We start from the raw sequence: 20,292 nt of genomic DNA on the forward strand, positions 1-20,292 counted from the left end.
TCGGCGCCCACAACTACCGATTCGGCACGCCATACGTGCGGATTCGGCGAAAGGTTGATCAGCCGACGGTGATCGTGTCGAAGTCGACCGGAGTCTTCGGAGCGCCGGTGCCGTCGGACCCGGCCTCGGCCACGCCGGCCTCGCCGACCTTCTGGAGGGTCTTGATGGCGGCGTCGTCGAGGGTGCCGAAGACGGTGTAGGCGGGGTCGAGCTGGGTGTCGCCGAAGACCATGAAGAACTGGCTGCCGCCGGAGTTGGGCTGGCCGGTGTTGGCCATCGCGAGGGTGCCGGCGGGGAAGGTGTCGGTGTCCTTGAACTCGTCGGGGATCGTGTAGCCCGGCCCGCCGGTGCCCTGGCCGGTCGGGTCGCCGCACTGCAGCAGCTCGAAGCCCGGGTTGACGCCGAGGCGGTGGCAGCTGGTGCCGTCGTAGTAGTCCTGCGAGGCCAGCGAGAGGAACGAGTTGACGGTGCAGGGCGCCTTGTCGGCGTCGAGGGTGATCGCGAGCGGGCCGACGGAGGTGTTGATGGTCGCGGCGACCTTGCCGGTGTACTGCGCGGTCTTCTCCGGCTGGTCCACCTCCTTGGAGGCCCCCATCGGGTCCTCGGTGTAGTCGCAGCTGGTGGAACCGGGCTTCACGATCGACGTCCAGTCGCTCGACTCGCTCGACTTCGGGCCCTTGCTCTCGGTCGCTTCGCCGGAACCGGACCCGCCGTCGTCGGAACCACAGGCGGAGAGCGTCAGGAGCAGGGCAGCGGCGGCTACGGCCGGAAGCGCACGAGAAGGCATGGCCAGATGCTAGGGGAGCGGTCCCAACGGCCCCGCGACGGACCCCGCACGGCGATGCCGCCGGCAGCTGCCACTAGCATCGGAGCCGCGCACTATCGCACAGCCTGGTTGCCGGCCGCGATACTGCGCCAGCCCCACCGCACCCAGAACGCCACGACAGGGGAGGGCTCGGCTAGCCTCCAGTCGTGCCACTGCTCTCCCTGCGTTTCGAGCTCGACGACCTGACCCGCCCCGAGGTGGTCCGGATCCTCGAGGAGCATCTCGAGGACATGTACGCGGTGACCCCGGCCGAGTCGGTGCACGCGCTCGACCTCGAGGCGCTGAAGGTGCCCGAGATCGCGTTCTGGTCGGCCTGGGAGGAGACCGAGCTCGTCGGCTGCGGCGCGCTGAAGTCGCTCGGTGAGGCCGACTACGAGCTCAAGTCGATGCGTACGACGGCAGCCGCCCGTGGCCGCGGCATCGCGACCGCCCTGCTCCGCCACCTCGTCGAGCAGGCCAGGTCACAGGGTGGTCGCCGGGTGCTTCTGGAGACCGGGACCGAGGCCTTCTACGAGCCCGCGCGGCGCCTCTACGCGGGCAACGGGTTCACCGAGCGCCCGCCCTTCGGCAGCTACGTGCTCGACCCCAACTCGGTCTTCTTCGAGCTCTCGCTGTAGTCGTCGACCGGCGCAGCGCCCCGTCGGAACAGCAGGTCGTCGAGGGCGAGCTTGGTGCGGCGTACGACGATCAGGTAGACCGCGATCGCGAGCCAGCCCAGGTCGCGGAGGGTGTCGGCGAGATAGGCCGGGTCGGCCGAGGCGCCGCCGCCCCCGAAGCAGCCGCAGTCGATGTTGAGCCCGCGTGCCCACGCCGAGGTGATCCCGACCAGGAACGAGCACAGGCCCAGGGCCGTCGCCACCGCCGCGGTCCGGGTGAACAGCCCGAGGATGAGCAGCACGCCGAGGACGATCTCGGCGATCGGCATCGCGATGGCGTACGCCGGGGCCAGCTGCCACGGCAGCAGCTGGTAGCCGCGCACCGCCTGCTCGGTGATCGCCGGTTCGGGGAGCTTGGCGAGCCCGGCGGCCAGGAACACGAAGCCGAGGTAGAGGCGGCCCGCGAGGCCGATCCAGCCCAACAGGTCAGCGCGGGTCCTCATGAGAGCACCACCCACGACGTGCGGAGCACGCCGAAGACGACGAAGGCCGCCACGACCGCGTAGCCGGCCCACAGCACCGGCGCCGGAGATACCTCGTCCCGGATCTCCCGCTTCACGAACCACACCCCGAGCGCCAGCACGGCCACGGAGACCGCGACCAGCCCGACGACGTACCACACCTCGTTCACCTCGCCAGAGTGCCACAGCCGGGGCACCGAACCACCGCCCGGACGCTCGCCTTCAGCGCATCTTCAGACTCGCGTGCCGACTTCTCAGGCTTCCGGGGTCACAGGTCGGTGAAGTCGGCGTAGAGACAGGCGTGGTCGGAGGCGGCGTGCTGCTCCGCGGTCAGCGTCGGGAACAGGTCCCACGGGTCCTTGGTGCGCGGTCCGTGCCACACGCCCTTGCGGAAGACGCCGCCACCGGTCTGCTTGGCACGCAGCGCGGGGGAGAGGAGCAGGTAGTCGATCTTGTCGTCCTCGTTGCCGGAACCGAACGTTCCGCGGCGGTGGTTCCAGTCCCAGTTCGCATGTTCGCTCGCGTCCGCGAGCCCGTCGACCGAGAGCAGGGGCGAGAGTGACTCGCTGCCAGGAGAGTCGTTGAGGTCGCCGGCGACACAGATGTGCTCGAACCCCTCCTCGAGCAGCCCCCGGTAGATCTCCGCGACCCGCTTCGCCTGCCGGCCGCGCCGTTTGGCGCCCTGAGAATCGCCCTTCTCGGAGTAGCCCTTGGACTTGAAGTGGTTGGCGAGCACCACGATCCGCGTGCCACCAGGAGCCTCGAGGTGATACTCGCAGCAGTCGCGGGAGAAGACCACACCCTCCTCGTCGCGGTCGAAGATGTGGGTGCGCATCTGCACCAGGCGATAGCCGTCACCGACCATCACGCCGACGTCGATGCCACGTTCGTCGTTGCCCTCCACGACCATGACCTGCTCGTACGCCTCGGCGCCGACCTCCGGCAGCAGCGTCTGGGAGAACATGTGCAGCCCCGGGCGGTCGTCGGCCTCGACCACCACCGCGACCTCGGCACGCAGCTCGGCGAAGACGCGCGCGGTGTTCTCCGTGGCGACCTCGTCGACGGCGGTGGTCTTGAGCTCGACGAACCCGACCCAGTCGTTGCGTCCCTTCGCGACCAGCTGCACCGGCCCCGAGCGGGGCCGTTTCAGCAGCGCGCCGCGCATCTTCCGCAGCCGCGCGAACTCACCCTCGTCGCTCTTGAGCAGGCCGAGTTTCTCGAGGTTGTCCAGGATCTCCTGCTCGTGGCCCGCGTAGCTGGGCTGGGCGAGCAGGGTGGAGGCGCGGGCATGCGCGGTCAGGACCGCTCGCCGCGTCTTGGCATCGACCGATTCGGTGTCCATCGCCTTCGGCCGGGCGAAGAGGTTCTCCACGTTGAACGATGCGAGGCGCATATCTCCAGGCTAGGACACTCGACCGGTCGCCGGGTCGCGATCGGTGAGGCAGTAGACCTGCCCGTAGGGCGCCCGCATCACCGTCCACCACTCGAAGACGCCGACGGTCTCGGCGCCGAGCGCCTCGTGACGGCAGGTCTCCGAGGCACGGTTGGCGACCGCGACGTCAGGATGCGCCCGGACCTCGCCGTCCTCGTCCTCGAGCCGCTGCAGGAGGATCCGGAGCCCGCCGTGCGGATCGGGGTCGGCGAGGCGTACGAACTCGGGGGTCTTGGCCGTCTCGGGAGCGCGCCCGGTGAGTGCGGCCCAGAAGGCGACCTCCTGGTCCCAGCGGGAGCGCGGGATGTCGATGCACACCTGGTCCAGGACCCGCTCGGGCTCCGAGCGCGCGAATCTCGGCGAGGATCCTTCGCCGAGGGTGTGGCAGAAGAGCATTCCGCCGGGGGAGCGCATCACCGGCACGTCGTCGTACGTCCATGCCGGATGTGCTCCGTGGGACCTCGAACGCTCGACGGCGGCCTCGCGATCGGCCGCGTCGAGGTCGACGTGGACCCGTGGCCCGCCGTCGTCGAGGGCCTGCAGCTTCAGCCAGGAATCGCCCGTCTGCGGCACCAGCGTGACGAACTGCCCGTGCTCGCCCCTCGGGCGCGAAAGCGCCCATCCGGTCGCCGCCGACCAGAACCCGACAGCCTCCTCCCAGCGTTCACGTGGCACGTCGAGGAAGAGATGGAACCAGGCAGGTACGCCGGCGGTGCTCATGGTCGCGACCCTACGCGGACAGCACGGTGGACGGGGCCGAAAACGACGTACGCCGGGGCGCACCGCGACTGCGGCGCACCCCGGCGTAGCACGGGATCAGCCCTGCTGGGAGATCCCGAACTGGACGTTGCCGGAGGCATCCATCCCGGCGTCGAGGACCTTGTCGTCGAGCTCGGCGGCGGCACCCTGGTCCAGGAAGACCCGTGCGCCCTCCTGCTCGATGACCTGGTCCTCCGCCTCGGCGGTCGGGACGAGAGCGGCGCTCAATGCGCCGTCCGGTTCTGCGTTGGAGGCGAGCCGGAGGCCGGCGCCCTGGGACTGCTCGGAGATCGAGCGGACGATCGTGGTGGCGTTCTCGGTCAGCTGAAGCATGTCGAGATCTTCCGTGGTTGGGTTCGGAGTACCCGCTCCACCATTCCTCACTGTCCGGCCGCATTCAAGCCCGGCATGCCGCGCTCAGGCGTCCCAGCCTTCCGGCCGCAGCTTCCTCGGGAGCTTCGATGGCGACCATGCTGCCACCGCTGGCGGGCGGCCGTGGCCCGTATTTCCGTCGGGTCAATCGCTGCTCAGCGGGCCTAGAATGATCGCGAGGACAGTCGTTCTTGCTTTGGCATGGGGCTGAGGAGGTGAATTCAAATGTCGTCTGAAAACCTGTCCATTCAGGAACATCCCGACATCGCGGCACTCCGAGACCGGTTCGATCTGACCGGTTCCTCCGCCACCGCTCAGGTGGTCGACGGTGTCACGATGATGGCCGGTCTCTATCTGGCCATATCGCCGTGGGTCGTGGGCTTCAACACCACGGCATCACCACTGATGGTCAGCAACCTGATCGTCGGTCTCACGGTTGCTCTGCTGGCGCTCTGCTTCGCGTCGGCGTTCGGCCGTACGCACGGTCTGGCCTGGACCGTCCCGCTCATGGGTGCATGGGCGATCGTCTCGCCGTGGCTCATGAACGGCGTCGAAACGACCGGAGGAATGATCACGTCCAACGTGATCGCCGGAGCGGTCATCTTGTTGTGCGGACTCGGCGCGTCCGGGTTCGGCACGTTGTTCAACCCGCGTAGGTAGAGCCCGCGGGTCCCGTCACCGACCGGCCGAGCGAGGAGCGCTCGGCCGGCCCTCCGCCCGCTGGATCAGCCGATGTTCGCGCCGTAGACCTTCGTGACCGCGATGGTGATGAGCACGCGGCGGTCCTTGACCATCACCTCGCGGTACTCGTCCCAGTCAGGGTGCTCGCCGGCCCCGCGCTGGTAGTAGTCGACGAGCGCGTCGACCTCCGGGCTGTCGGGGGAAGCGCCCGGCCCGGTCAGCGTGACGGTGCCTTCGGCCGTGGCCCAGGATCGTCCTTCCGGCCCGTCGACCTCGATGGCCGCCCGCGGGTCGCGGCGGAGGTTCTTGGTCTTGATGAGCCCCTCACGCGTGGAGATCAGGATCTCGCCGCGCTCGCGGTCGTAGAACTGCCACACCGGCGAGAGCTGTGGCAGGCCGTCGGCCTTGATCGTGGCCAGGATCCCGTGGCGGGTGGTGGCCAGCAGCTCGTGTGCGTCGAACGTCATGGTGATGCGCCTCCTCCTCGGGCGTCGCCCGTGTGGTCGTTGCCTTCTAGAAGGCAACCGGACACGACTTCCTTCCCGTGCTCCTAATTCGGAGGTGCGCCGCGAGCAGGTCGGCTAGGTTGCCGAGAACCCGCACCGAAGGAGACCCCACATGCGTGCAATGTTCGGCCGGATCCTGGTGGCGATGGGGCTGGTATCCCTGCTCCTCGTCACCCCCGCCAGCCCCGCGGCAGCCGCCGAGGACGACATCCTCGACCGCCTGCTCGCCATCGACGGCGTCAGCCTGATCCAGGAGAAGCCCGTCTCGGGCTACCGCTACTTCGTCCTGACCTTCACCCAGCCGGTCGACCACCGCCGGCCCGATGGTGACACCTTCCAGCAGCGGTTCACCGTGCTCCACAAGGACACCGCCCGCCCCACGGTGTTCCAGACCAGCGGCTACAACGTCTCGACCAATCCCGGCCGCAGCGAGCCGACCCGGATCGTGGACGGCAACCAGGTCTCGATGGAGTACCGGTTCTTCACCCCGTCGCGCCCCGACCCGGCCGACTGGGACGACCTCGACATCTGGCAGGCCGCCAGCGACCAGCACGCCATCTTCAAGGCGCTGAAGCCGATCTACTCCGCCAACTGGCTCGCCACCGGCGGCTCCAAGGGCGGCATGACCGCCACCTACTTCGAGCGGTTCTACCCCCGTGACATGGACGGCATCGTCGCCTACGTCGCGCCGAACGACGTGGTCAACCGCGAGGACTCCGCCTACGACGACTTCTTCGCCACCGTCGGCACCGAGGACTGCCGCGACCGGCTCAACGGCGTCCAGCGCGAGGCGCTCGTCCGTCGCGAGGCGCTGAAGGCGAAGTACGCCGACCTGGCAGCGGCCGAGGGCTACACCTTCGAGACCGTGGGCAGCCTCGACGCCGCGTACGAGATGGTGGTGCTCGACTATGTCTGGGCCTTCTGGCAGTACGCCGGCACCTCCCAGTGCGCCAACATCCCTGCCGACGCGGCGACCGCGGACGACCAGGCGATCTGGGACTCGATCGACTACTACTCGGGCTTCGGCTTCTACACCGACCAGGGACTGAGCCCCTACACGCCCTACTACTACCAGGCCGGCACCGAGCTCGGAGCGCCGACGATCGGCTTCCCGCACATCGAAAACGAGCTGATCCGCTACGGCTACCAGCCGCCGCGCAGCTTCGTCCCGCGCGACATCGACATGCGGTTCGACCCCTCGGCGATGCGTGACGTCGACTCGTGGGTGCGCAAGCACGCCCACCAGATGCTCTTCGTCTACGGAGAGGCCGACCCGTGGGGCGCCGAGCGCTTCCGCCCGGGTGTGAGGGCCACCGACTCCTACGTCTTCACCGCCCCGGGCATGAACCACGGCGCCAACGTCGCCGGCCTGGTCGCCGACGAGCGCGAGCTCGCCACCGCTCGGATCCTGGAGTGGGCCGGCGTCGCGACCGCCGCGGTCGAGGCCGACGCGGCCAAGGCGAAGCCGCTGGCTGCGTACGACGCGAAGCTCGACAAGCGCGACCTGCGCGAGGAGCGGCGCATGCGCCCGTGAAACCTCGGCGAAGGGCTTGTCTTCGAGCGCACTCGAAGCCATAGCGTCTGAGGTATGGATCTTGGACTCCACTACTTCACGTTCACCCACCCCGAGTGGGAACCCACGCTCGCCGACAAGCTGACCGAGACGGCCCGAATCGCAGACGAGGGTGGTGTCGACCTGCTCACCGTCATGGACCACTGGTTTCAGATGGAGCAGGCCGGCGGCCCCTTCGAACCGATGCTCGAGGGCTACACCACGCTGGGCTACCTGGCCGGGATCACCGACAACGTACGCCTCAGCCTGCTCGTCACCGGAGTGACCTACCGCCATCCGGGCCTGCTCGCCAAGATCGTCACCACCCTCGACCGGCTCTCCGGCGGCCGCGCGCTCCTGGGGATCGGCGCGGCGTGGTACGAGCGGGAGCACCGGGGCCTCGGTGTGCCCTACCCGCCGACCGCCGAGCGGTTCGAACGCCTGGAGGAGACCCTCGAGATCTGCCGCCAGATGTGGTCGGACAACGACGGCGCCTACGAGGGCAAGCACTACCAGCTCGCCGAGACGATCTCGCTGCCGCAGCCGGTCAACGGCACGGTCCCGGTCCTGATCGGCGGGGGAGGCGAGAAGAAGACCCTCCGCCTGGTTGCCAAGTACGGCCAGGGCACCAACCTCTTCGGTGCGCCCGGTCCGGAGGCCCTCGCCACGGTCAAGCACAAGCTCGAGGTGCTCCGCGGCCACTGCGACGACCTCGGCACCGACTACGACGCGATCGAGAAGACCATGCTCTTCCAGGGCCCTTCGGTCGATGACCCGGATGCCTTCCTGAAGTCGATGGAGGAGTACGCCGCCCTCGGCATCACGCTCGTCGGACTGATGCCGACGCCGTACGTCGACCCGGTTCCCTGGGCGACCGCGGCCGTCGACCTGGTGCCTCGGCTCAAGGAGATCTGAGCGACGAGCGGACAGCGACGACCGGACAGCGAGCCAGCTCGTCGGGCCGCTTTTGATTCATCGGACGCTCGCCTGGGTCAGCCCGAGGCCGACCAGGGCGAAGAGCGCACCAAACGCCCCGAAGGCGATCGCGAACGGGATCACGCATCCGATCGGGGTGCTCTCTCCGGCCACCATCGAGCGACTCGGGTCGAGCGGATCGATCACGATCGGCAACGAGACGGGAGAGCCATCGACCGCGAACCGCTGTTCGGAGACGGTGCCTTCGTCGGCGTACTCCTCACCGTTCGGCCCTCGATACTCGTAGTGGGCGACGAGATAGGTTCGGGATCCGCCCTGAGAGCTGCTTCTCCTGCGGGTCTCGAACTCGCGGACGGTCGCGGTCGACGGATTCCAGCTCTGGAGACGCTGTCGCTGCACGATGGTCGTGACGACCATCGCGATCCCGAAGCCGACGAAGGCCAGCCCGCCGAGGGCGAAGAACCATCCGATCCACATGGACGACATCGAACCACGAGGGTCGGGTGATCGGCGCGACGAACGCGCCTAGCGTGCCCGGCGCAGTGTTGCCGCTACGACGGAGCGGGTCTCGACTGGGTCGATGACGTCGTCGATCTCGAACATCCGGGCGGCGTTGAGGGCGCTGGCCTGCTTGCGGTACTCCTCGGTGAGCACGGCCACGCGCTCCTCCCGCTCGGCCTCCGGCATCGCGGCGAGCTCGGCGGCCATGGAGAGGCGTACCGCACCCTCCAGACCCATCGGGCCGAGGTGGGCGTCGGGCCAGGCGACGGTGAGCAGCGGGCGATGGGTGCTGCCGCCGAGCATCGCCTGTGCGCCGAGCCCGTAGCCGCGGCGCAGGATCACCCCGACCAGCGGTGTCGACAGCTGGGCACCGGCGACAACCATCCGGGAGGCGTGCCGCACCAGGCCGCCGCGCTCGGCCTCGGGGCCGACCATGAACCCCGGGGTATCGACCAGCGAGACCACCGGGAGGCGCCAGCGCTCGCAGAGCGCGAGGAAGTCGGCGGCCTTGACGGACGCCTCGCTGGTGAGTGCTCCGGCGAGGTGCGTCGACTGGTTGGCGATCACCCCGACCGCGATCCCGTCGATCCGTGCCAGGGCGGTCACCAGCTCGGGGGCGTACGCCTCACGGAGCCAGGTGACCGAGTCGATGTCGGCGAGGGCGTCGACCACCGGTCGTACGTCGAAGGCCTCGCGGTCGTTGTGGGGGAGGAGCGTGCGCAGGTCGGCCTGGTCGAGGCCCTCGCCGCCGTCGGTGGCCGGCTCGAGGTAGGAGAGGATGGTGCGTACGGCCTCGACGGCGTCCGCCTCGTCCTCGACGAGCAGGTCGATGACGCCGTTGGCGGTCTGGTCCTTGACCGGGCCGATCTCCTCCGGCGCGAAACTCCCGAGCCCGCCACCGGCGATCATCGCCGGGCCGGCCATCCCGAGGTTGGCGTCCGGGGTGGCGATGCGGAGGTCGGCAGAGCCGGCGAGGACCGCGTTGCCGGCGAAGCATCGTCCGGAGACGACGGCGATGCGTGGCACCACGCCCTCGAGCTCGCCCCAGAGCGCGAACGAGCCGACGTCGAGCGCGGAGACCAGCGGGATGTCCGTGTCGCCGGGACGGCCGCCGCCGCCCTCGGTGAAGAAGACGGCCGGCAGTCGCATCCGCCCGATGACCTCGATCAGCCGGTCCGACTTGCGATGCCCGCGCATGCCCTGGGTGCCGGCCATCACCAGGTAGTCGTAGGACAGCACCGCGCACGGCTTCCCGGCGACCGTCGCGGTGCCGCCGATGATCCCGTCGGCGGGCGTCTCGACGACGAGATCGGCCAGGTCACGGCGCCGTTCCTGGGCCGCGGTGATGAACCTCCCGTACTCCACGAACGAGCCCGGATCGACCAGATCGGCGATGTTCTCCCGGGCCGTACGCCGCCCCTTGGCGTGCCAACGGGCGACCTTGTCGGCGCGCGCGGCGTCGGTGGTCAGGAAGCGGCGCGCGTGCAGCTCGGTCAGTCCGGTGGCGGGTGCGTCGTCGGTCACGGAGCACATGGTGCCACGTACGTTCGACGCGTCAGGGGGTGACGATCGCGAACGGCGATGACCATGGTCTTCTGGTTGAGCAACCTCGCGCTGAGCCTGGTCTTCGCCCGCCTCTCGGACCGTACGCAGCGACGCAAGGCCTTCATGGTCGGCGGCGGCATTGGTGTCACCGCGGTGGTTGCGGCCGGGATCGCCCTCGTCGAGGTGGTCGGGATCGCCGGCCCCTGGTAGCGGCGCTTGAAAACGACGGGCAACGAGGTAAGCATGATTACATGCTTACAAACGAGTTGCGAGGGTGGTTCAGCGGACGACTGCCCGATGGTGTGTACGACGAGATCGTCGATGTGGTGGTCGACCGCGAGGAGATCACCGTCGTCGGGCGGATCAAGGAGCCGAAGACCGCCGAGGGCGCTTCGGACGAAGAGCGAGCAGCAGCCAACGAGGGTCGAGCGAGCGAGTTTCGCGAGCGCACCCGCGAAGACCGGATGGCCGTGGCGCGGCAGGCGGAGCGACGGTTCGAGCGAAAGGTCTCCTGGGGGGTGGAGATCGGGGGAGAGCGGCACATGTTCACCACCGTCTCCGCACCGGTGATGACCCGACTGCGTCAGCCCGAGCGTGCGGTCCTCGACCTGCTCGTCTCCGGCGGCGTCGCCCGCAGCCGGAGCGACGCGCTCGGCTGGTGCGTCAAGCTGGTCCAGCAGCACTCGGGCGAGTGGCTCGACGAGCTCCAGGAGTCGCTGGTCAACGTCGAGCGGGTGCGAGCCAAGGGGCCTGGCGGATCGACCACGTCCTAGCCCGAGGCGTCGAGGGCCAGCAGCGCGAGTGCTGCCGTCTGATCGCCGAGGCGGCCGCTTCACTCGGGGCGGCGCCCAGCGGGACCATCGTGGTCGGGACCTGCTGGCTGACGAACGAGAAGTCCTCGGCGCCCATCGTCGGCCTTGGCACCTCGCCCGGGACGACCAGCCGTCGGACAGGATGGGTCCATGGACTCTGAGAGTGCGCGGCGCTCGGCCGCCTTGGTCGGAATGGCCACGCTGCCGATCGGGGCGGCGATCCTCCTCGAGCCGGAGTGGGTGGGGCGGTCGCTGAAGCTCGGCGACCATCCCGTGGCGCTGCGGGTGATCGGCGCTGCCGACCTGGCGCTCGTGCCCGGGCTGCTGGCAGGTCGGCGCAGACTGCCGTGGATGGTGGCCCGCGCCGGCCTCAACGTGGCGATCGCGGCGTACTGCGCCCACCTCGCGCGCAGCGAGGGCACCGTCGCGCCCAAGATCGCGGCATCCGCGCTGGTGTTCGCGACGGCTGCCGACACCCGGACGATCCTCGCCCTGCACCGGGACGAGACTCGTCCCTAGGGCGCGATGTTCTGGTTGTGGCGGAACAGGTTCCCCGGGTCGTAGGCACGCTTGATCTTCCTGAGCCGCTCGTAGTTGCTGCCGTAGGTGTCGGTGACGCGGCCCTGGTCGTCCTCGGACATGAAGTTCACGTACCCGCCCGCCTCGGAGTGCGGGGTGAGGGCGGCGGCGTAGTCGCGGACCCACCCGATGTGGGCGGCGTCCTCCGAGGCGTCCGGCCATGCCGAGACGATCACCGTCGAGAACGTGGCGTGGCGGTAGGAGAACGCGGTGTCCGTCGCGCCGACGCGGGAGGCAGCACCGTTGATCGGGTACAGGTGCATCGTCGAGCTCGCGTTCGGTGCCTTCGGGCCGTGCGCCAGGTGCACGTCGATCGCCTCGTCGGTCAGCTCGGTGACGTAGTTGCCCTTCCAGTAGCTGCGTACGCCGCGGGGGAACAGGTCGTCGAAGGCGCTGTTGAGCCACGGGTACGGCATGGGCTCGACCATCTCGCCGACGCGCGGGGCGAGGTCACGGAACGGCTGCATCGCCGCCTCACCCTCCTCGACCGGTCCGCTCCAGTGGACGACGGCGACGCAGAACGTGTCGCCGTGGCGCTCCTCCGGCAGGAAGGGCAGGGGAGGGGCCACCTGGAACGCGGGGAAGCCGCCACAGCGCTCGTCAGCGTCGGTGACCCAGGTGCGAAAGTGGCGCAGCAGGTCGCCGGCGTGCTCCAGCTCGTAGAAGAAGAGTCCGACGACCGCCTGGTCCACGGGGTGCAGGTCGAACTCGAAGGTGGTGACGACGCCGAAGTTTCCGCTGCCTCCGCGCAGCGCCCAGAACAGGTCGGGGTTCTCGGACTCGCTGGCGTGGCGCAGCTGCCCGTCTGCGGTGACGACGTCGGCCGAGCGAAGGTTGTCGATCGAGAGCCCGAAACCGCGCGTGAGGTATCCGATGCCGCCACCGAGCGTCAGGCCGGCGACACCGGTCGTCGACACGATCCCGCCGGGCGTGGCGAGGCCGTTCGCGTGGGTGGCTTCGTTGAGGTCTGCCAGCGTCGCGCCGCCACCCACACGAGCAGTTCGAGCGTCGGGGTCGACCTCGACGGCACGCATGGGGGACAGGTCGATGACCACACCGTCATCGATCGTTCCGAAGCCCGGCGCGCTGTGCCCGCCGCCGCGCACTGCCAGAGGCAGGCCGTTGTCGCGGGCGAAGTTCACCGTGGCGATGACGTCGGCGACTTCCTTGGCCGGCACGACAGCGGCCGGACGACGGTCGATCATTCCGTTCCAGACGGCTCGAGCGGCGTCGTAGTCGGGGTCGTCGGGTGTGATGACCCGGGCCTGTACGTGTTCGCGAAGTTCGTTGATGGATGTCATGACGCCAGCGTCATCCGGTGCGGTCGCGGCGATCCTTCCCGCGGTGTCATGTCATCGAGTTCCGGTACACGGGGTCACCAGTAGGGGGTCCCGGATGACCGAGTTGACATAATGTGCATTATCGGCGAATAGGTGGGCAGCGGCGGAGACAGTCCTCGGGCCGCTAATGTGCACTGCTGCCGGCGCCACGGTGACCGTGTTCGACAACTCGCCCAAGCAGCTGGCCCGCGATGACGAGGTGGCCGCTCGTGACGGGCTGGCGCTGCGTACGGTGCTCGGCGACATGCGTGACCTCGGCGCCTTCGACGACGGCGCCTTCGATGTCATCGTCAACCCCGTGTCGAACGTGTTCTGCCCGGACCTGACGCCGGTGTGGAACGAGGCGCTCCGCGTGCTGCGTCCTGGCGGAGCGCTCCTGGCGGGATTCATGAACCCGGACGTCTACATCTTCGACGAGATGGCACTGGACCGGCACGAGCTGGTGGTGCGTCACCGGCTCCCGTTCAGCTCGCTCGACCTCTCGGAGGCCGACCGGATGCGCGCCTACGGAGACGGCCCGATCGAGTACAGCCACTCGCTGACCGAACAGATCGGTGGGCAGCTGGCCGCAGGGTTCATCCTGACGCACCTCAGCGAAGCGCCGCACCATGCCGACGTCACCGCGCAGCACCTCTCGGCCTACATCGCCACCCGGGCGGTCAAGCCACCCATCACCTTGCTGGCTCACTGAGGTTTCGGGACCGCCGTCTCGCGCAGGACCTCGCGCGCCGGTGAGAGCAGTACGGCATCACGTGTGTCGGCGGCGGTCGCCTTGACGTAGATCCCGGTCGTCTTGAGGTCTTCGTGACCGAGCAGCCCCTGCACGGCAGGCACCGGTACGCCCGAACGGATCAGTCCCTTGGCGGCGCTGTGCCGAAATGCGTGCGCGGCCTCGCCCGGTTGCTTCGGGACACCGGCGAGCCGGATCCAGGTCTCGACCAGATGGTTGAGCGCGCCCGGACGCAGCTGCTTGCCCGAGGTCAGCACGAACAGGCTGTCGGCGCTGTCGCGAGCACCGAAGCGGGCCTCCAGCTCGGCCAGGTAGACGTCGACCGCATCCACCGCCTCGGGGGGCAAGGGCAGGTTGCGCTGCTTGTCGCCCTTGCCGATGACCCGCACCAACGTCTCGCCGTCGGGTTCGCGTCGGATGGAGCCGACGGTGAGCCCGCACAGCTCCGCGGCGCGTACGCCTGTGGTGACCAGCACCGCGAAGATCGCCCGGTCGCGAGCCGGCCAGCGCCGTCGGTCGGTGCCTTCCCGCGGCGTCGAGGCGACGCGCGCCAGCCGGCGGAGCTCATCGACGCTCCAGCCGGCCGGCAGCCGGCTGGGCCGCTCGGGTGCCTCGATACGCAGCGTGGGATCCACCAGCAGGTATCCCTCGAGCTGCAGCCAGTGGGTGAACAGCCGCAACGTGCCGACGCGGCGCTGACAGGTCGCCGCGGCCGAGCTCTCGCGCAGCGACCTGTAGGCGATACGTACGTTCTGGTCGGTCAGCGCCGAGATCGGCACCAGCGCCAGCACGTCGGCATCACGCTCGCCGCCCGCGTCGACATGCAGCTGCCGCGCCCAGGCGGCGATGTCCTGCCGGTAGGCGCTGCGGGACTTGTCGTTGAGCCCGCGACGCGTGAGTGTGGCCCGGTCGGTCAGGAAGTCCTCGACGACATCGCCGAACATCACACCATCGTCAGGTACGCTCACATCCCCCTATACTACAGTCTTTTCGAACATTTCTGCGATAGGGGGTACTATCGCGGAAATGCCCGATCCGCGGCGCGAGCAGTGTTCTCGGCTCAGCGCATCGAGTCGGTGGTGTGCCGGCGCAGCAGGTCGAGTCGGATCTCGCGTGCGCGCGACATGTGGGCCGAGGCCAGTGACCGCGCCGTGTCGGCGTCGCGGTCACGGATCGCCGCGACGACGGCAGCGTGCTCGTCGAGAGCCTGCTCCCAGCGACCGGCCACCGAGAGGGTCGAGTGTGGCGTCCGCACCAGATGCACGGTCAGGCGGTGCAGCAGATCCTGGAGCACCGGGTTGTGGGTCGCGGTCCAGATCGCCTCGTGGAACTCGGTGTTCGTGGCGGCCCGGGTCGCGTCGTCAGGATCCTCGAGGGAGCGGTCTCGTTCGACCAGCGACTCCAGGCGGAGCAGGTCGGCCTCGCTGCGGCTGCCGGCGGCCTCTGCCGCGCACTCCCCCTCCAGCATGATCCGGACGTTGTAGATCTGGATGACCTCGTCGGCCTCCACCGCGCGCACCACCAGGCCACGAGCCGAGGACACCAGGATCCGGTCGTGCTCCAGCCGACGCAGGGCCTCGCGCACCGGCGTGCGCGAGACCCCGAAACGTGCCGCGATCGCGACCTCGCGGACCGGCTCGCCGGCCGTCAGGTCGCCCCGGAGGATGTCAGCGCGCAGGTCAGCGTAGATGGCGGATGCATCCGCCTTGCCGCGCCGCTCGTCGGTCACCGTTGTGCTCCTTGTCGTCAATCCCGGCTGGACCGGGTCGGTCAGGCCACCGCCCCCGCGCGTCGGCCGAAGACCGCGCCGGAGACCAGCCCGGTGCCGCCAGGGTAGTTGCCGCTGAACAGGCCACCAAGCATCTCCCCACACACGAACAGCCCGTCGATCGGCGCGCCGGACTCGGCCAGCACTCTTCCGTGCGTGTCCGCGCGCAGACCCCCGAAGGTGAAGGTGATGCCGCACGTGACCGGGAAGGCGTAGAACGGCCCGGTCTCCAGAGGCAGAGCCCAGTTGCTCTTCGGTGGCTCGACGTCCGCGCGGCGCCCGTCCTTGACCGCGGCGTCGAACGGTACCGAGCCGTCGATGGATGCGTTGAACTCCGTGACCGTCCGGGCCAGCGACTCCTCGTCGATGCCGAGCTTCGCGGCCAGGCCGGCGATGCTGTCGGCCGTCACCTCGGTCGTGCCCGGCGCGTCGTACTCCTCGGTCCGCAGCATCTTCCGCGAGATGGCGTCGAAGAGCTGGTAGGCGAGCCCGTCGGTCTGCGCGAGGATGTGCCGGCCGTACTTGGCGTAGGTGTAGTTGCGGAAGTCGGCGCCCTCGTCGACGAACCGTCGACCTTCCTTGTTGACCATGATCCCGAGCGGGTAGCCGCCACGGGTCAGCTGGTTGGTGAGATCGCGGTCGCCTTCGTCGCCGGCGCCGGCGTCCCAGGCGACGGAGTGGCAGGTCGACCAGTCGCCGTACGCCACGGCGCCGATCTCGAGTGCGGCCTGGATCATGTCGCCGGTGTTGAGGGGCGTGCCGCGGACCTTGGCGCGCTGCCAGCCCTCGCCGAGATGCCGGCGCCGGAGCTCGGCATTCGCCTCGAACCCACCTGCTGCCAGGATCACCGAGTCTGCCTGCAGCTCGGCGGTGGTGCCGTCCTGCTCGTAGCGCACGCCGACGACCCGACCGTCCTCGACCACCAGTCCGGTGGCGGCACAGCCGTACCGCACCTCGACGCCCGCCTTCGCGGCGGCAGCCTCGTGCTGCTCGATGAGGCCCTTCCCTCCCCCGGTGCTGCCGATCGCCAGACCGCCCCAGAACACGTGGCGACCGGCGTCGGGGCCGGTCTCGGCGATGTAGGCCTGGCGCTCGTACATCAGCCGGAAGCTCAGTCCGTGCTGCTTGAGCCAGCGCATGACCGGCTCGCTCTCCGCGATCAGCACATCGGTGAGCTCGGCATCGTTGCCGCCTCCGGTCACCCGGGCCATGTCCGCGCGGAAGTCCTCGGCCGTGTACGGCGGAAGCACCGAGGTGTCGAGCCGGGGGTCGTCGTCGACCAGGTCGCGCACCGAGTCGACGTCGCCATGGATGACTCGCATGGCGCCCGCCGTGTAGTACGAGTTGCCACCGTGTTCGCCGCGGACACCCTTCTCCAGCACCAGCACCCGGCGGCCCCGCTCGGCCGCGGACAGGGCCGCGGCGTGACCGGCGTTTCCGCCGCCGACCACGACGACGTCGTACGAACTCTGTTGCTGCTCCGGCATGTCTCTCCTTTGGTCTCGGCCCCTCGAACCAACCGTCGGAGAGGCTTGTGCACGACAGGATACCAATGTATACAAAGGGGTACAACCGGTGACCGCGGTCACACTCCCCTACCCTGGAGGCGTCTCACGATGACCTTTCCATCGAGCGACCGGCGTGCGGCCGCACCGCCTGCGCGGTCCGCACCGACCAAGCTCCTTCCGTACGCCGTGGCGGTCGCCCTGGCCCTCGCGCTGGCGGTCGTGACCATCTCCCGCGGTGGCGCGTCCGAGGTGGCCGACGCGGCGCTGGGTGACCAGCAGCTCAAGGTCATGGCACCGGCAGACCCAGGTGGCGGCTGGGACCAGACCTCGCGCGCGATGCAGGCGGCCTTGAAGGAGACGGCGGGACGTACCGAGGTCTACAACGTCGGCGGCGCCGGCGGGACCATCGGACTCAGCCAGTTCGCCCAGCTCGATGGTCAGAGCCACCAGCTGATGACGATGGGGCTCATCATGGTCGGAGCGATCGCAGCCAACGACTCTGCCGTCACGCTCGACGAGGTGACTCCGCTGATCCGGCTGACCACCGACAGCCAGGTGATCGTGGTGCCGGCCGACTCCGAGATCACCTCCATGGAGCAGCTTGCCGAGATGATGCGCGCCAAGCTGCCTTCGATCTCGATCGCGGGCGGGTCCGCCGGCGGGGTCGAACAGATCCTCGCAGCGTTGATCGCCGAGAACCTCGGTGGTGACCCGGCGCAGGTCAACTACATCGCCCACTCGGGCGGCGGCGAGGCGGTCGCGACCCTGCTCTCCGGAAGCGCCGTGGCCGGCATCTCCGGAGTCTCGGAGATCATGCCTCAGATCGAGGCGGGCCAGATGCGCCCGCTCGCGGTCTCCAGCGCCGAGCGGGTCGAGCTGCTGCCGGAGGTGCCGACGTTGCGTGAAGGGGGCATCGACGTCGAGCTGACCAACTGGCGAGGCGTCGTGGCGCCGGCCGGGATCACCGAGGCGCAGGAGCAGGCGCTCGAGACCCTGCTCATGGACATGACCCGCACCCCGGAGTGGAAGGCGACCCTCGAGCGCGAGGGCTGGGGCGATGTGGCCCTGGGCGGTCCCGAGTTCGAGGAGTTCCTCGCCGACGAGGTCACGCGCGTCTCCACGGTCATCGACGAGCTGGGCCTGAGTGGTGAGAGCGCATGAGCGAACGCACCGATGGCGCTGTGTCGGCCCACGACGCACCTGACCCGGACCAGCGTCTGGGCATGGACCAACGGCGAACCGCCCTCGCGACCCTGATCCTCGGCGGTCTCATGGTGGCCTTCGGCGTCGTCGTACTGATCCAGGCGATCCTTCTCGACAACGACGCCCACGTGGTGGGCCCGGCGACGATGCCCTGGGTGGTCGCGGTGCTGCTGCTGGTCATCGGAGGGGCCCTCGGCCTGAGCGCCCGCCCTGACCTCCGAGCCTGGCGTCAGGCCCCGCAGACCTCGCCGCAGGACTGGAGGCGAGCCGCAGTTCTTCTCGCGGTCCTCCTGGTCTTCGCTGTCGTCGTCACCCATCTCGGCTACGTGGTCTCCGCGACCCTGCTCTTCGGCACCGTCGCCGTCGTGCTCGGAGCCCCTGCCCGGTTCCGTGCGTACGTCTATGGCTGGTCGGTCTCCGTCGTGGTCTTCCTTGCGTTCGACGTACTCATCGGTATCGCCCTCCCGGCCGGGCCGTGGGGATTCTAGGAAAGGCCCGACATGGATTCCTTCAGCATGCTTCTCGATGGCTTCGCCGCCGCGGCGACGCCGACCAACCTGCTCTTCGCCCTCATCGGTGTCACCATCGGCACCGCCGTCGGTGTGCTCCCCGGTATCGGACCGGCACTGACCGTGGCGCTGTTGCTGCCACTGACCTTCCGGCTCGAGCCGGACGCCGCTCTCATTCTGTTCGCCGGGGTCTACTACGGAGGGATGTACGGCGGCTCCACCTCGGCGATCCTCCTGCGGACCCCTGGTGAGTCGGCCTCCATGGTCGCCGCCCTGGAAGGCAACAAGATGGCTCGAGCCGGCCGGGCGGCCTCCGCGCTGGCGACCGCCGCGATCGGCTCCTTCGTCGCAGGCACGATCGCGACCATCCTGCTGACCTTCGTGGCGCAGCCTTTTGCTGAGGTCGCGGTGAAGTTCACCCCCGCGGACTACGTGGCGCTGATGGCGATCGCGTTCGTGACCGTGGCCAGCCTGCTCGGTGCCTCGCCTCTGAAGGGCATCGCGTCCCTGGTCATCGGCCTCACCGTCGGACTGGTCGGGATCGAGGCCCAAAGTGGTCAGTCCCGGCTCACCTTCGGTGTTCCGACGCTGCTTGACGGGATCGATGTCGTCATCGTCGTCATCGCCCTGTTCGCCATCGGCGAGGTCTTCGCGCACGCGCTGCGGGGCGGCGGGGGTGGCACCGTCACGCCGCTCCGGGGACGAGCGGTGATGACCCGTCAGGACTGGCGTCGCTCCTGGCCGGCATGGCTGCGCGGCACCGCCTTCGGGTTCCCGATCGGGGCGCTGCCAGCCGGCGGCGCGGAGATCCCGACCTTCCTGTCGTACGCCACCGAGCGACGGATCTCGAAGCACAAGGACGAGTTCGGGCACGGCGCCATCGAAGGCGTCGCCGGGCCCGAAGCAGCCAACAACGCCGCCGCGGCCGGGGTGCTCGTGCCGCTCCTCACCATCGGTCTACCGACCTCGGCGACGGCCGCGGTGATCCTCACCGCGTTCCAGTCCTATGGCCTGCAGCCCGGGCCGCAGCTGTTCAGCGAGTCCGGGCCGCTCGTCTACGCCCTGATCGCCTCGCTCTTCATCGGCAACCTGATGCTCCTGGTGCTCAACCTGCCCTTGGCGCGGGTCTGGGCACGGCTGCTGCAGATCCCGGCGTACGGCATCTACGCGGGCATCCTGGTCTTCGCGACGCTCGGGACGCTGGCCTCCGGCGGCGGGTTCCCGGATCTGCTGCTGCTCTATGTCATCGGTCTGCTGGGTGTGCTCATGGCAATGGCCGACGTGCCGGTCGCCCCGGCGGTGGTCGGTCTCATCCTGGGGCCCCTCTTTGAGACGCAGCTGCAGCGCACGCTGCTGATCTCGGAGGGAGACCTGACGGTGCTCCTGGACAGCACGCTCAGCAAGGTGCTGTGGGCGATCGCTGTGGCAGCGCTGGTGCTGCCGATACTCATCGGGTGGCTGCGCCGCTCGACCAGGGCGTAGCCCTCGGCGCGGAGACGGGTGCTGTGCCGAGCTGCCTCGAAGGCTTGCCGCAGCACCCGTCTCGCCATCCCAACTCCCCCGTGGGCCGGCGAGCATCGGCGAAGCACCGGAACGGCCGGCCGGAACCTGCTTGG

At 69.3% G+C, this 20,292-nt stretch carries 24 protein-coding genes; 11 read left to right on the plus strand and 13 right to left on the minus strand.

Features of this window, described 5'->3' with window-relative positions; genetic code table 11:
• Window positions 1-58: 58 nt before the first annotated feature.
• Window positions 59-787 carry a peptidylprolyl isomerase gene (locus ABZ796_RS22110; RefSeq protein ID WP_357339817.1) on the minus strand — a complete coding sequence of 243 codons (729 nt, stop codon included), beginning with the start codon at window positions 785-787 and terminating at the stop codon, window positions 59-61.
• A gap of 185 nt (window positions 788-972) precedes the next feature.
• Between ABZ796_RS22110 and ABZ796_RS22115 the strand changes: the two genes are divergently transcribed.
• Window positions 973-1,443 (plus strand): GNAT family N-acetyltransferase, encoded by a 471-nt coding sequence (locus tag ABZ796_RS22115; protein ID WP_357339819.1) that lies wholly within the window; start codon window positions 973-975, stop codon window positions 1,441-1,443.
• Here the strand turns inward: ABZ796_RS22115 and ABZ796_RS22120 are convergent.
• The 5 genes from ABZ796_RS22120 to ABZ796_RS22140 all read right to left on the minus strand — a co-directional run bounded on the left by ABZ796_RS22120 (window position 1,398) and on the right by ABZ796_RS22140 (window position 4,467).
• On the minus strand, window positions 1,398-1,925 hold the full coding sequence (locus ABZ796_RS22120; protein WP_357339821.1) for a MauE/DoxX family redox-associated membrane protein: 528 nt from the start codon (window positions 1,923-1,925) through the stop codon (window positions 1,398-1,400). The genes ABZ796_RS22115 and ABZ796_RS22120 overlap by 46 nt on opposite strands.
• Complete coding sequence (locus ABZ796_RS22125) at window positions 1,922-2,113, minus strand: hypothetical protein (protein ID WP_357339822.1); 192 nt, start codon at window positions 2,111-2,113, stop codon at window positions 1,922-1,924. Before ABZ796_RS22125 ends, ABZ796_RS22120 begins: the two co-directional genes overlap by 4 nt.
• A gap of 98 nt (window positions 2,114-2,211) precedes the next feature.
• On the minus strand, window positions 2,212-3,336 hold the full coding sequence (locus tag ABZ796_RS22130) for an endonuclease/exonuclease/phosphatase family protein (protein ID WP_357339824.1): 1,125 nt from the start codon (window positions 3,334-3,336) through the stop codon (window positions 2,212-2,214).
• 9 nt (window positions 3,337-3,345) lie between these two features.
• Window positions 3,346-4,095, minus strand: coding sequence for a VOC family protein (locus ABZ796_RS22135; RefSeq protein WP_357339825.1), 750 nt, complete (start codon window positions 4,093-4,095; stop codon window positions 3,346-3,348).
• 96 nt (window positions 4,096-4,191) lie between these two features.
• Complete coding sequence (locus ABZ796_RS22140; RefSeq protein WP_357339827.1) at window positions 4,192-4,467, minus strand: Fe-S cluster assembly protein HesB; 276 nt, start codon at window positions 4,465-4,467, stop codon at window positions 4,192-4,194.
• A gap of 264 nt (window positions 4,468-4,731) precedes the next feature.
• Between ABZ796_RS22140 and ABZ796_RS22145 the strand changes: the two genes are divergently transcribed.
• Window positions 4,732-5,166: an SPW repeat protein gene (locus tag ABZ796_RS22145; RefSeq protein WP_357339829.1), complete on the plus strand. Its 435-nt coding sequence runs from the start codon at window positions 4,732-4,734 to the stop codon at window positions 5,164-5,166.
• Between the two features lie 65 nt (window positions 5,167-5,231).
• Here ABZ796_RS22145 and ABZ796_RS22150 read toward each other — a convergent pair whose 3' ends face one another.
• Window positions 5,232-5,654: a PPOX class F420-dependent oxidoreductase gene (locus ABZ796_RS22150; protein ID WP_357339831.1), complete on the minus strand. Its 423-nt coding sequence runs from the start codon at window positions 5,652-5,654 to the stop codon at window positions 5,232-5,234.
• A gap of 151 nt (window positions 5,655-5,805) precedes the next feature.
• On the opposite strand from ABZ796_RS22150, the gene ABZ796_RS22155 reads away from it, so the two are divergent.
• Complete coding sequence (locus tag ABZ796_RS22155; protein ID WP_357339832.1) at window positions 5,806-7,227, plus strand: aminopeptidase; 1,422 nt, start codon at window positions 5,806-5,808, stop codon at window positions 7,225-7,227.
• 54 nt (window positions 7,228-7,281) lie between these two features.
• Entirely contained in the window at window positions 7,282-8,160 is an 879-nt protein-coding gene (locus ABZ796_RS22160; protein WP_357339834.1) for an LLM class F420-dependent oxidoreductase, read from the plus strand.
• A gap of 57 nt (window positions 8,161-8,217) precedes the next feature.
• Here ABZ796_RS22160 and ABZ796_RS22165 read toward each other — a convergent pair whose 3' ends face one another.
• Window positions 8,218-8,658 carry a DUF3592 domain-containing protein gene (locus tag ABZ796_RS22165; protein WP_357339836.1) on the minus strand — a complete coding sequence of 147 codons (441 nt, stop codon included), beginning with the start codon at window positions 8,656-8,658 and terminating at the stop codon, window positions 8,218-8,220.
• Window positions 8,659-8,706: 48 nt separating this feature from the next.
• Entirely contained in the window at window positions 8,707-10,206 is a 1,500-nt protein-coding gene (locus ABZ796_RS22170) for a carboxyl transferase domain-containing protein (RefSeq protein WP_357339838.1), read from the minus strand.
• 57 nt (window positions 10,207-10,263) lie between these two features.
• Between ABZ796_RS22170 and ABZ796_RS22175 the strand changes: the two genes are divergently transcribed.
• The 3 genes from ABZ796_RS22175 (at window position 10,264) to ABZ796_RS22185 (ending at window position 11,558) form a co-directional block, all read left to right on the plus strand.
• Window positions 10,264-10,437, plus strand: a complete 174-nt coding sequence (locus ABZ796_RS22175) for a hypothetical protein (RefSeq protein ID WP_357339840.1) — start codon at window positions 10,264-10,266, stop codon at window positions 10,435-10,437.
• A 41-nt stretch (window positions 10,438-10,478) separates the two neighbouring features.
• Entirely contained in the window at window positions 10,479-11,000 is a 522-nt protein-coding gene (locus ABZ796_RS22180) for a hypothetical protein (protein ID WP_357339841.1), read from the plus strand.
• Between the two features lie 189 nt (window positions 11,001-11,189).
• Window positions 11,190-11,558 (plus strand): hypothetical protein, encoded by a 369-nt coding sequence (locus ABZ796_RS22185; RefSeq protein WP_357339843.1) that lies wholly within the window; start codon window positions 11,190-11,192, stop codon window positions 11,556-11,558.
• Here the strand turns inward: ABZ796_RS22185 and ABZ796_RS22190 are convergent.
• Entirely contained in the window at window positions 11,555-12,919 is a 1,365-nt protein-coding gene (locus tag ABZ796_RS22190) for an FAD-binding oxidoreductase (protein ID WP_357339845.1), read from the minus strand. The two genes, ABZ796_RS22185 and ABZ796_RS22190, sit on opposite strands and share 4 nt — an antisense overlap.
• 166 nt (window positions 12,920-13,085) lie before the next feature.
• Here ABZ796_RS22190 and ABZ796_RS22195 point away from each other — a divergent pair, with 166 nt between their 5' ends.
• Window positions 13,086-13,649, plus strand: a complete 564-nt coding sequence (locus ABZ796_RS22195) for a class I SAM-dependent methyltransferase (protein ID WP_357339847.1) — start codon at window positions 13,086-13,088, stop codon at window positions 13,647-13,649.
• On the opposite strand, the gene ABZ796_RS22200 is transcribed toward ABZ796_RS22195, so the two are convergent.
• The 3 genes from ABZ796_RS22200 to tcuA form a co-directional block, all read right to left on the minus strand.
• Window positions 13,643-14,656 (minus strand): tyrosine-type recombinase/integrase, encoded by a 1,014-nt coding sequence (locus ABZ796_RS22200; RefSeq protein WP_357339849.1) that lies wholly within the window; start codon window positions 14,654-14,656, stop codon window positions 13,643-13,645. The genes ABZ796_RS22195 and ABZ796_RS22200 overlap by 7 nt on opposite strands.
• Window positions 14,657-14,748: 92 nt before the next feature.
• Window positions 14,749-15,417, minus strand: coding sequence for a GntR family transcriptional regulator (locus tag ABZ796_RS22205; RefSeq protein ID WP_357339850.1), 669 nt, complete (start codon window positions 15,415-15,417; stop codon window positions 14,749-14,751).
• A gap of 41 nt (window positions 15,418-15,458) precedes the next feature.
• Window positions 15,459-16,943, minus strand: a complete 1,485-nt coding sequence (gene tcuA, locus ABZ796_RS22210) for an FAD-dependent tricarballylate dehydrogenase TcuA (protein ID WP_357339851.1) — start codon at window positions 16,941-16,943, stop codon at window positions 15,459-15,461.
• A 129-nt stretch (window positions 16,944-17,072) separates the two neighbouring features.
• Between tcuA and ABZ796_RS22215 the strand changes: the two genes are divergently transcribed.
• Genes ABZ796_RS22215 through ABZ796_RS22225 form a run of 3 tightly spaced genes read left to right on the plus strand, consistent with a single transcriptional unit; the run spans window position 17,073 to window position 20,158 of the window.
• A complete protein-coding gene (locus ABZ796_RS22215) occupies window positions 17,073-18,125 on the plus strand; it encodes a tripartite tricarboxylate transporter substrate binding protein (RefSeq protein ID WP_357339852.1) in 1,053 nt (350 codons plus the stop codon).
• The gene (locus ABZ796_RS22220; protein WP_357339853.1) at window positions 18,122-18,655 is read left to right on the plus strand and encodes a tripartite tricarboxylate transporter TctB family protein; all 534 of its coding nucleotides are present in this window, start codon (window positions 18,122-18,124) and stop codon (window positions 18,653-18,655) included. The genes ABZ796_RS22215 and ABZ796_RS22220 overlap by 4 nt, the downstream gene beginning before the upstream one ends.
• 12 nt (window positions 18,656-18,667) lie before the next feature.
• Window positions 18,668-20,158 carry a tripartite tricarboxylate transporter permease gene (locus tag ABZ796_RS22225; protein ID WP_357339854.1) on the plus strand — a complete coding sequence of 497 codons (1,491 nt, stop codon included), beginning with the start codon at window positions 18,668-18,670 and terminating at the stop codon, window positions 20,156-20,158.
• The last annotated feature ends 134 nt before the right edge of the window (window positions 20,159-20,292 follow it).

It is taken from the genome of Nocardioides sp. NPDC047086, assembly GCF_040643685.1.
In the GTDB taxonomy this organism is placed as follows: Bacteria; Actinomycetota; Actinomycetes; order Propionibacteriales; family Nocardioidaceae; genus Nocardioides.

Bases quoted from the DNA above. Each gene is read 5' to 3' on its own strand.
- ABZ796_RS22110 (WP_357339817.1), bottom strand. From the start codon at position 787: ATGCCTTCTCGTGCGCTTCCGGCCGTAGCCGCCGCTGCCCTGCTCCTG.
- ABZ796_RS22120 (WP_357339821.1), bottom strand. From the start codon at position 1,925: ATGAGGACCCGCGCTGACCTGTTGGGCTGGATCGGCCTCGCGGGCCGC.
- ABZ796_RS22130 (WP_357339824.1), bottom strand. From the start codon at position 3,336: ATGCGCCTCGCATCGTTCAACGTGGAGAACCTCTTCGCCCGGCCGAAG.
- ABZ796_RS22135 (WP_357339825.1), bottom strand. From the start codon at position 4,095: ATGAGCACCGCCGGCGTACCTGCCTGGTTCCATCTCTTCCTCGACGTG.
- ABZ796_RS22140 (WP_357339827.1), bottom strand. From the start codon at position 4,467: ATGCTTCAGCTGACCGAGAACGCCACCACGATCGTCCGCTCGATCTCC.
- ABZ796_RS22145 (WP_357339829.1), top strand. From the start codon at position 4,732: ATGTCGTCTGAAAACCTGTCCATTCAGGAACATCCCGACATCGCGGCA.
- ABZ796_RS22150 (WP_357339831.1), bottom strand. From the start codon at position 5,654: ATGACGTTCGACGCACACGAGCTGCTGGCCACCACCCGCCACGGGATC.
- ABZ796_RS22155 (WP_357339832.1), top strand. From the start codon at position 5,806: ATGCGTGCAATGTTCGGCCGGATCCTGGTGGCGATGGGGCTGGTATCC.
- ABZ796_RS22160 (WP_357339834.1), top strand. From the start codon at position 7,282: ATGGATCTTGGACTCCACTACTTCACGTTCACCCACCCCGAGTGGGAA.
- ABZ796_RS22165 (WP_357339836.1), bottom strand. From the start codon at position 8,658: ATGTGGATCGGATGGTTCTTCGCCCTCGGCGGGCTGGCCTTCGTCGGC.
- ABZ796_RS22175 (WP_357339840.1), top strand. From the start codon at position 10,264: ATGACCATGGTCTTCTGGTTGAGCAACCTCGCGCTGAGCCTGGTCTTC.
- ABZ796_RS22180 (WP_357339841.1), top strand. From the start codon at position 10,479: ATGCTTACAAACGAGTTGCGAGGGTGGTTCAGCGGACGACTGCCCGAT.
- ABZ796_RS22185 (WP_357339843.1), top strand. From the start codon at position 11,190: ATGGACTCTGAGAGTGCGCGGCGCTCGGCCGCCTTGGTCGGAATGGCC.
- ABZ796_RS22190 (WP_357339845.1), bottom strand. From the start codon at position 12,919: ATGACATCCATCAACGAACTTCGCGAACACGTACAGGCCCGGGTCATC.
- ABZ796_RS22195 (WP_357339847.1), top strand. From the start codon at position 13,086: ATGTGCACTGCTGCCGGCGCCACGGTGACCGTGTTCGACAACTCGCCC.
- tcuA (WP_357339851.1), bottom strand. From the start codon at position 16,943: ATGCCGGAGCAGCAACAGAGTTCGTACGACGTCGTCGTGGTCGGCGGC.
- ABZ796_RS22215 (WP_357339852.1), top strand. From the start codon at position 17,073: ATGACCTTTCCATCGAGCGACCGGCGTGCGGCCGCACCGCCTGCGCGG.
- ABZ796_RS22220 (WP_357339853.1), top strand. From the start codon at position 18,122: ATGAGCGAACGCACCGATGGCGCTGTGTCGGCCCACGACGCACCTGAC.
- ABZ796_RS22225 (WP_357339854.1), top strand. From the start codon at position 18,668: ATGGATTCCTTCAGCATGCTTCTCGATGGCTTCGCCGCCGCGGCGACG.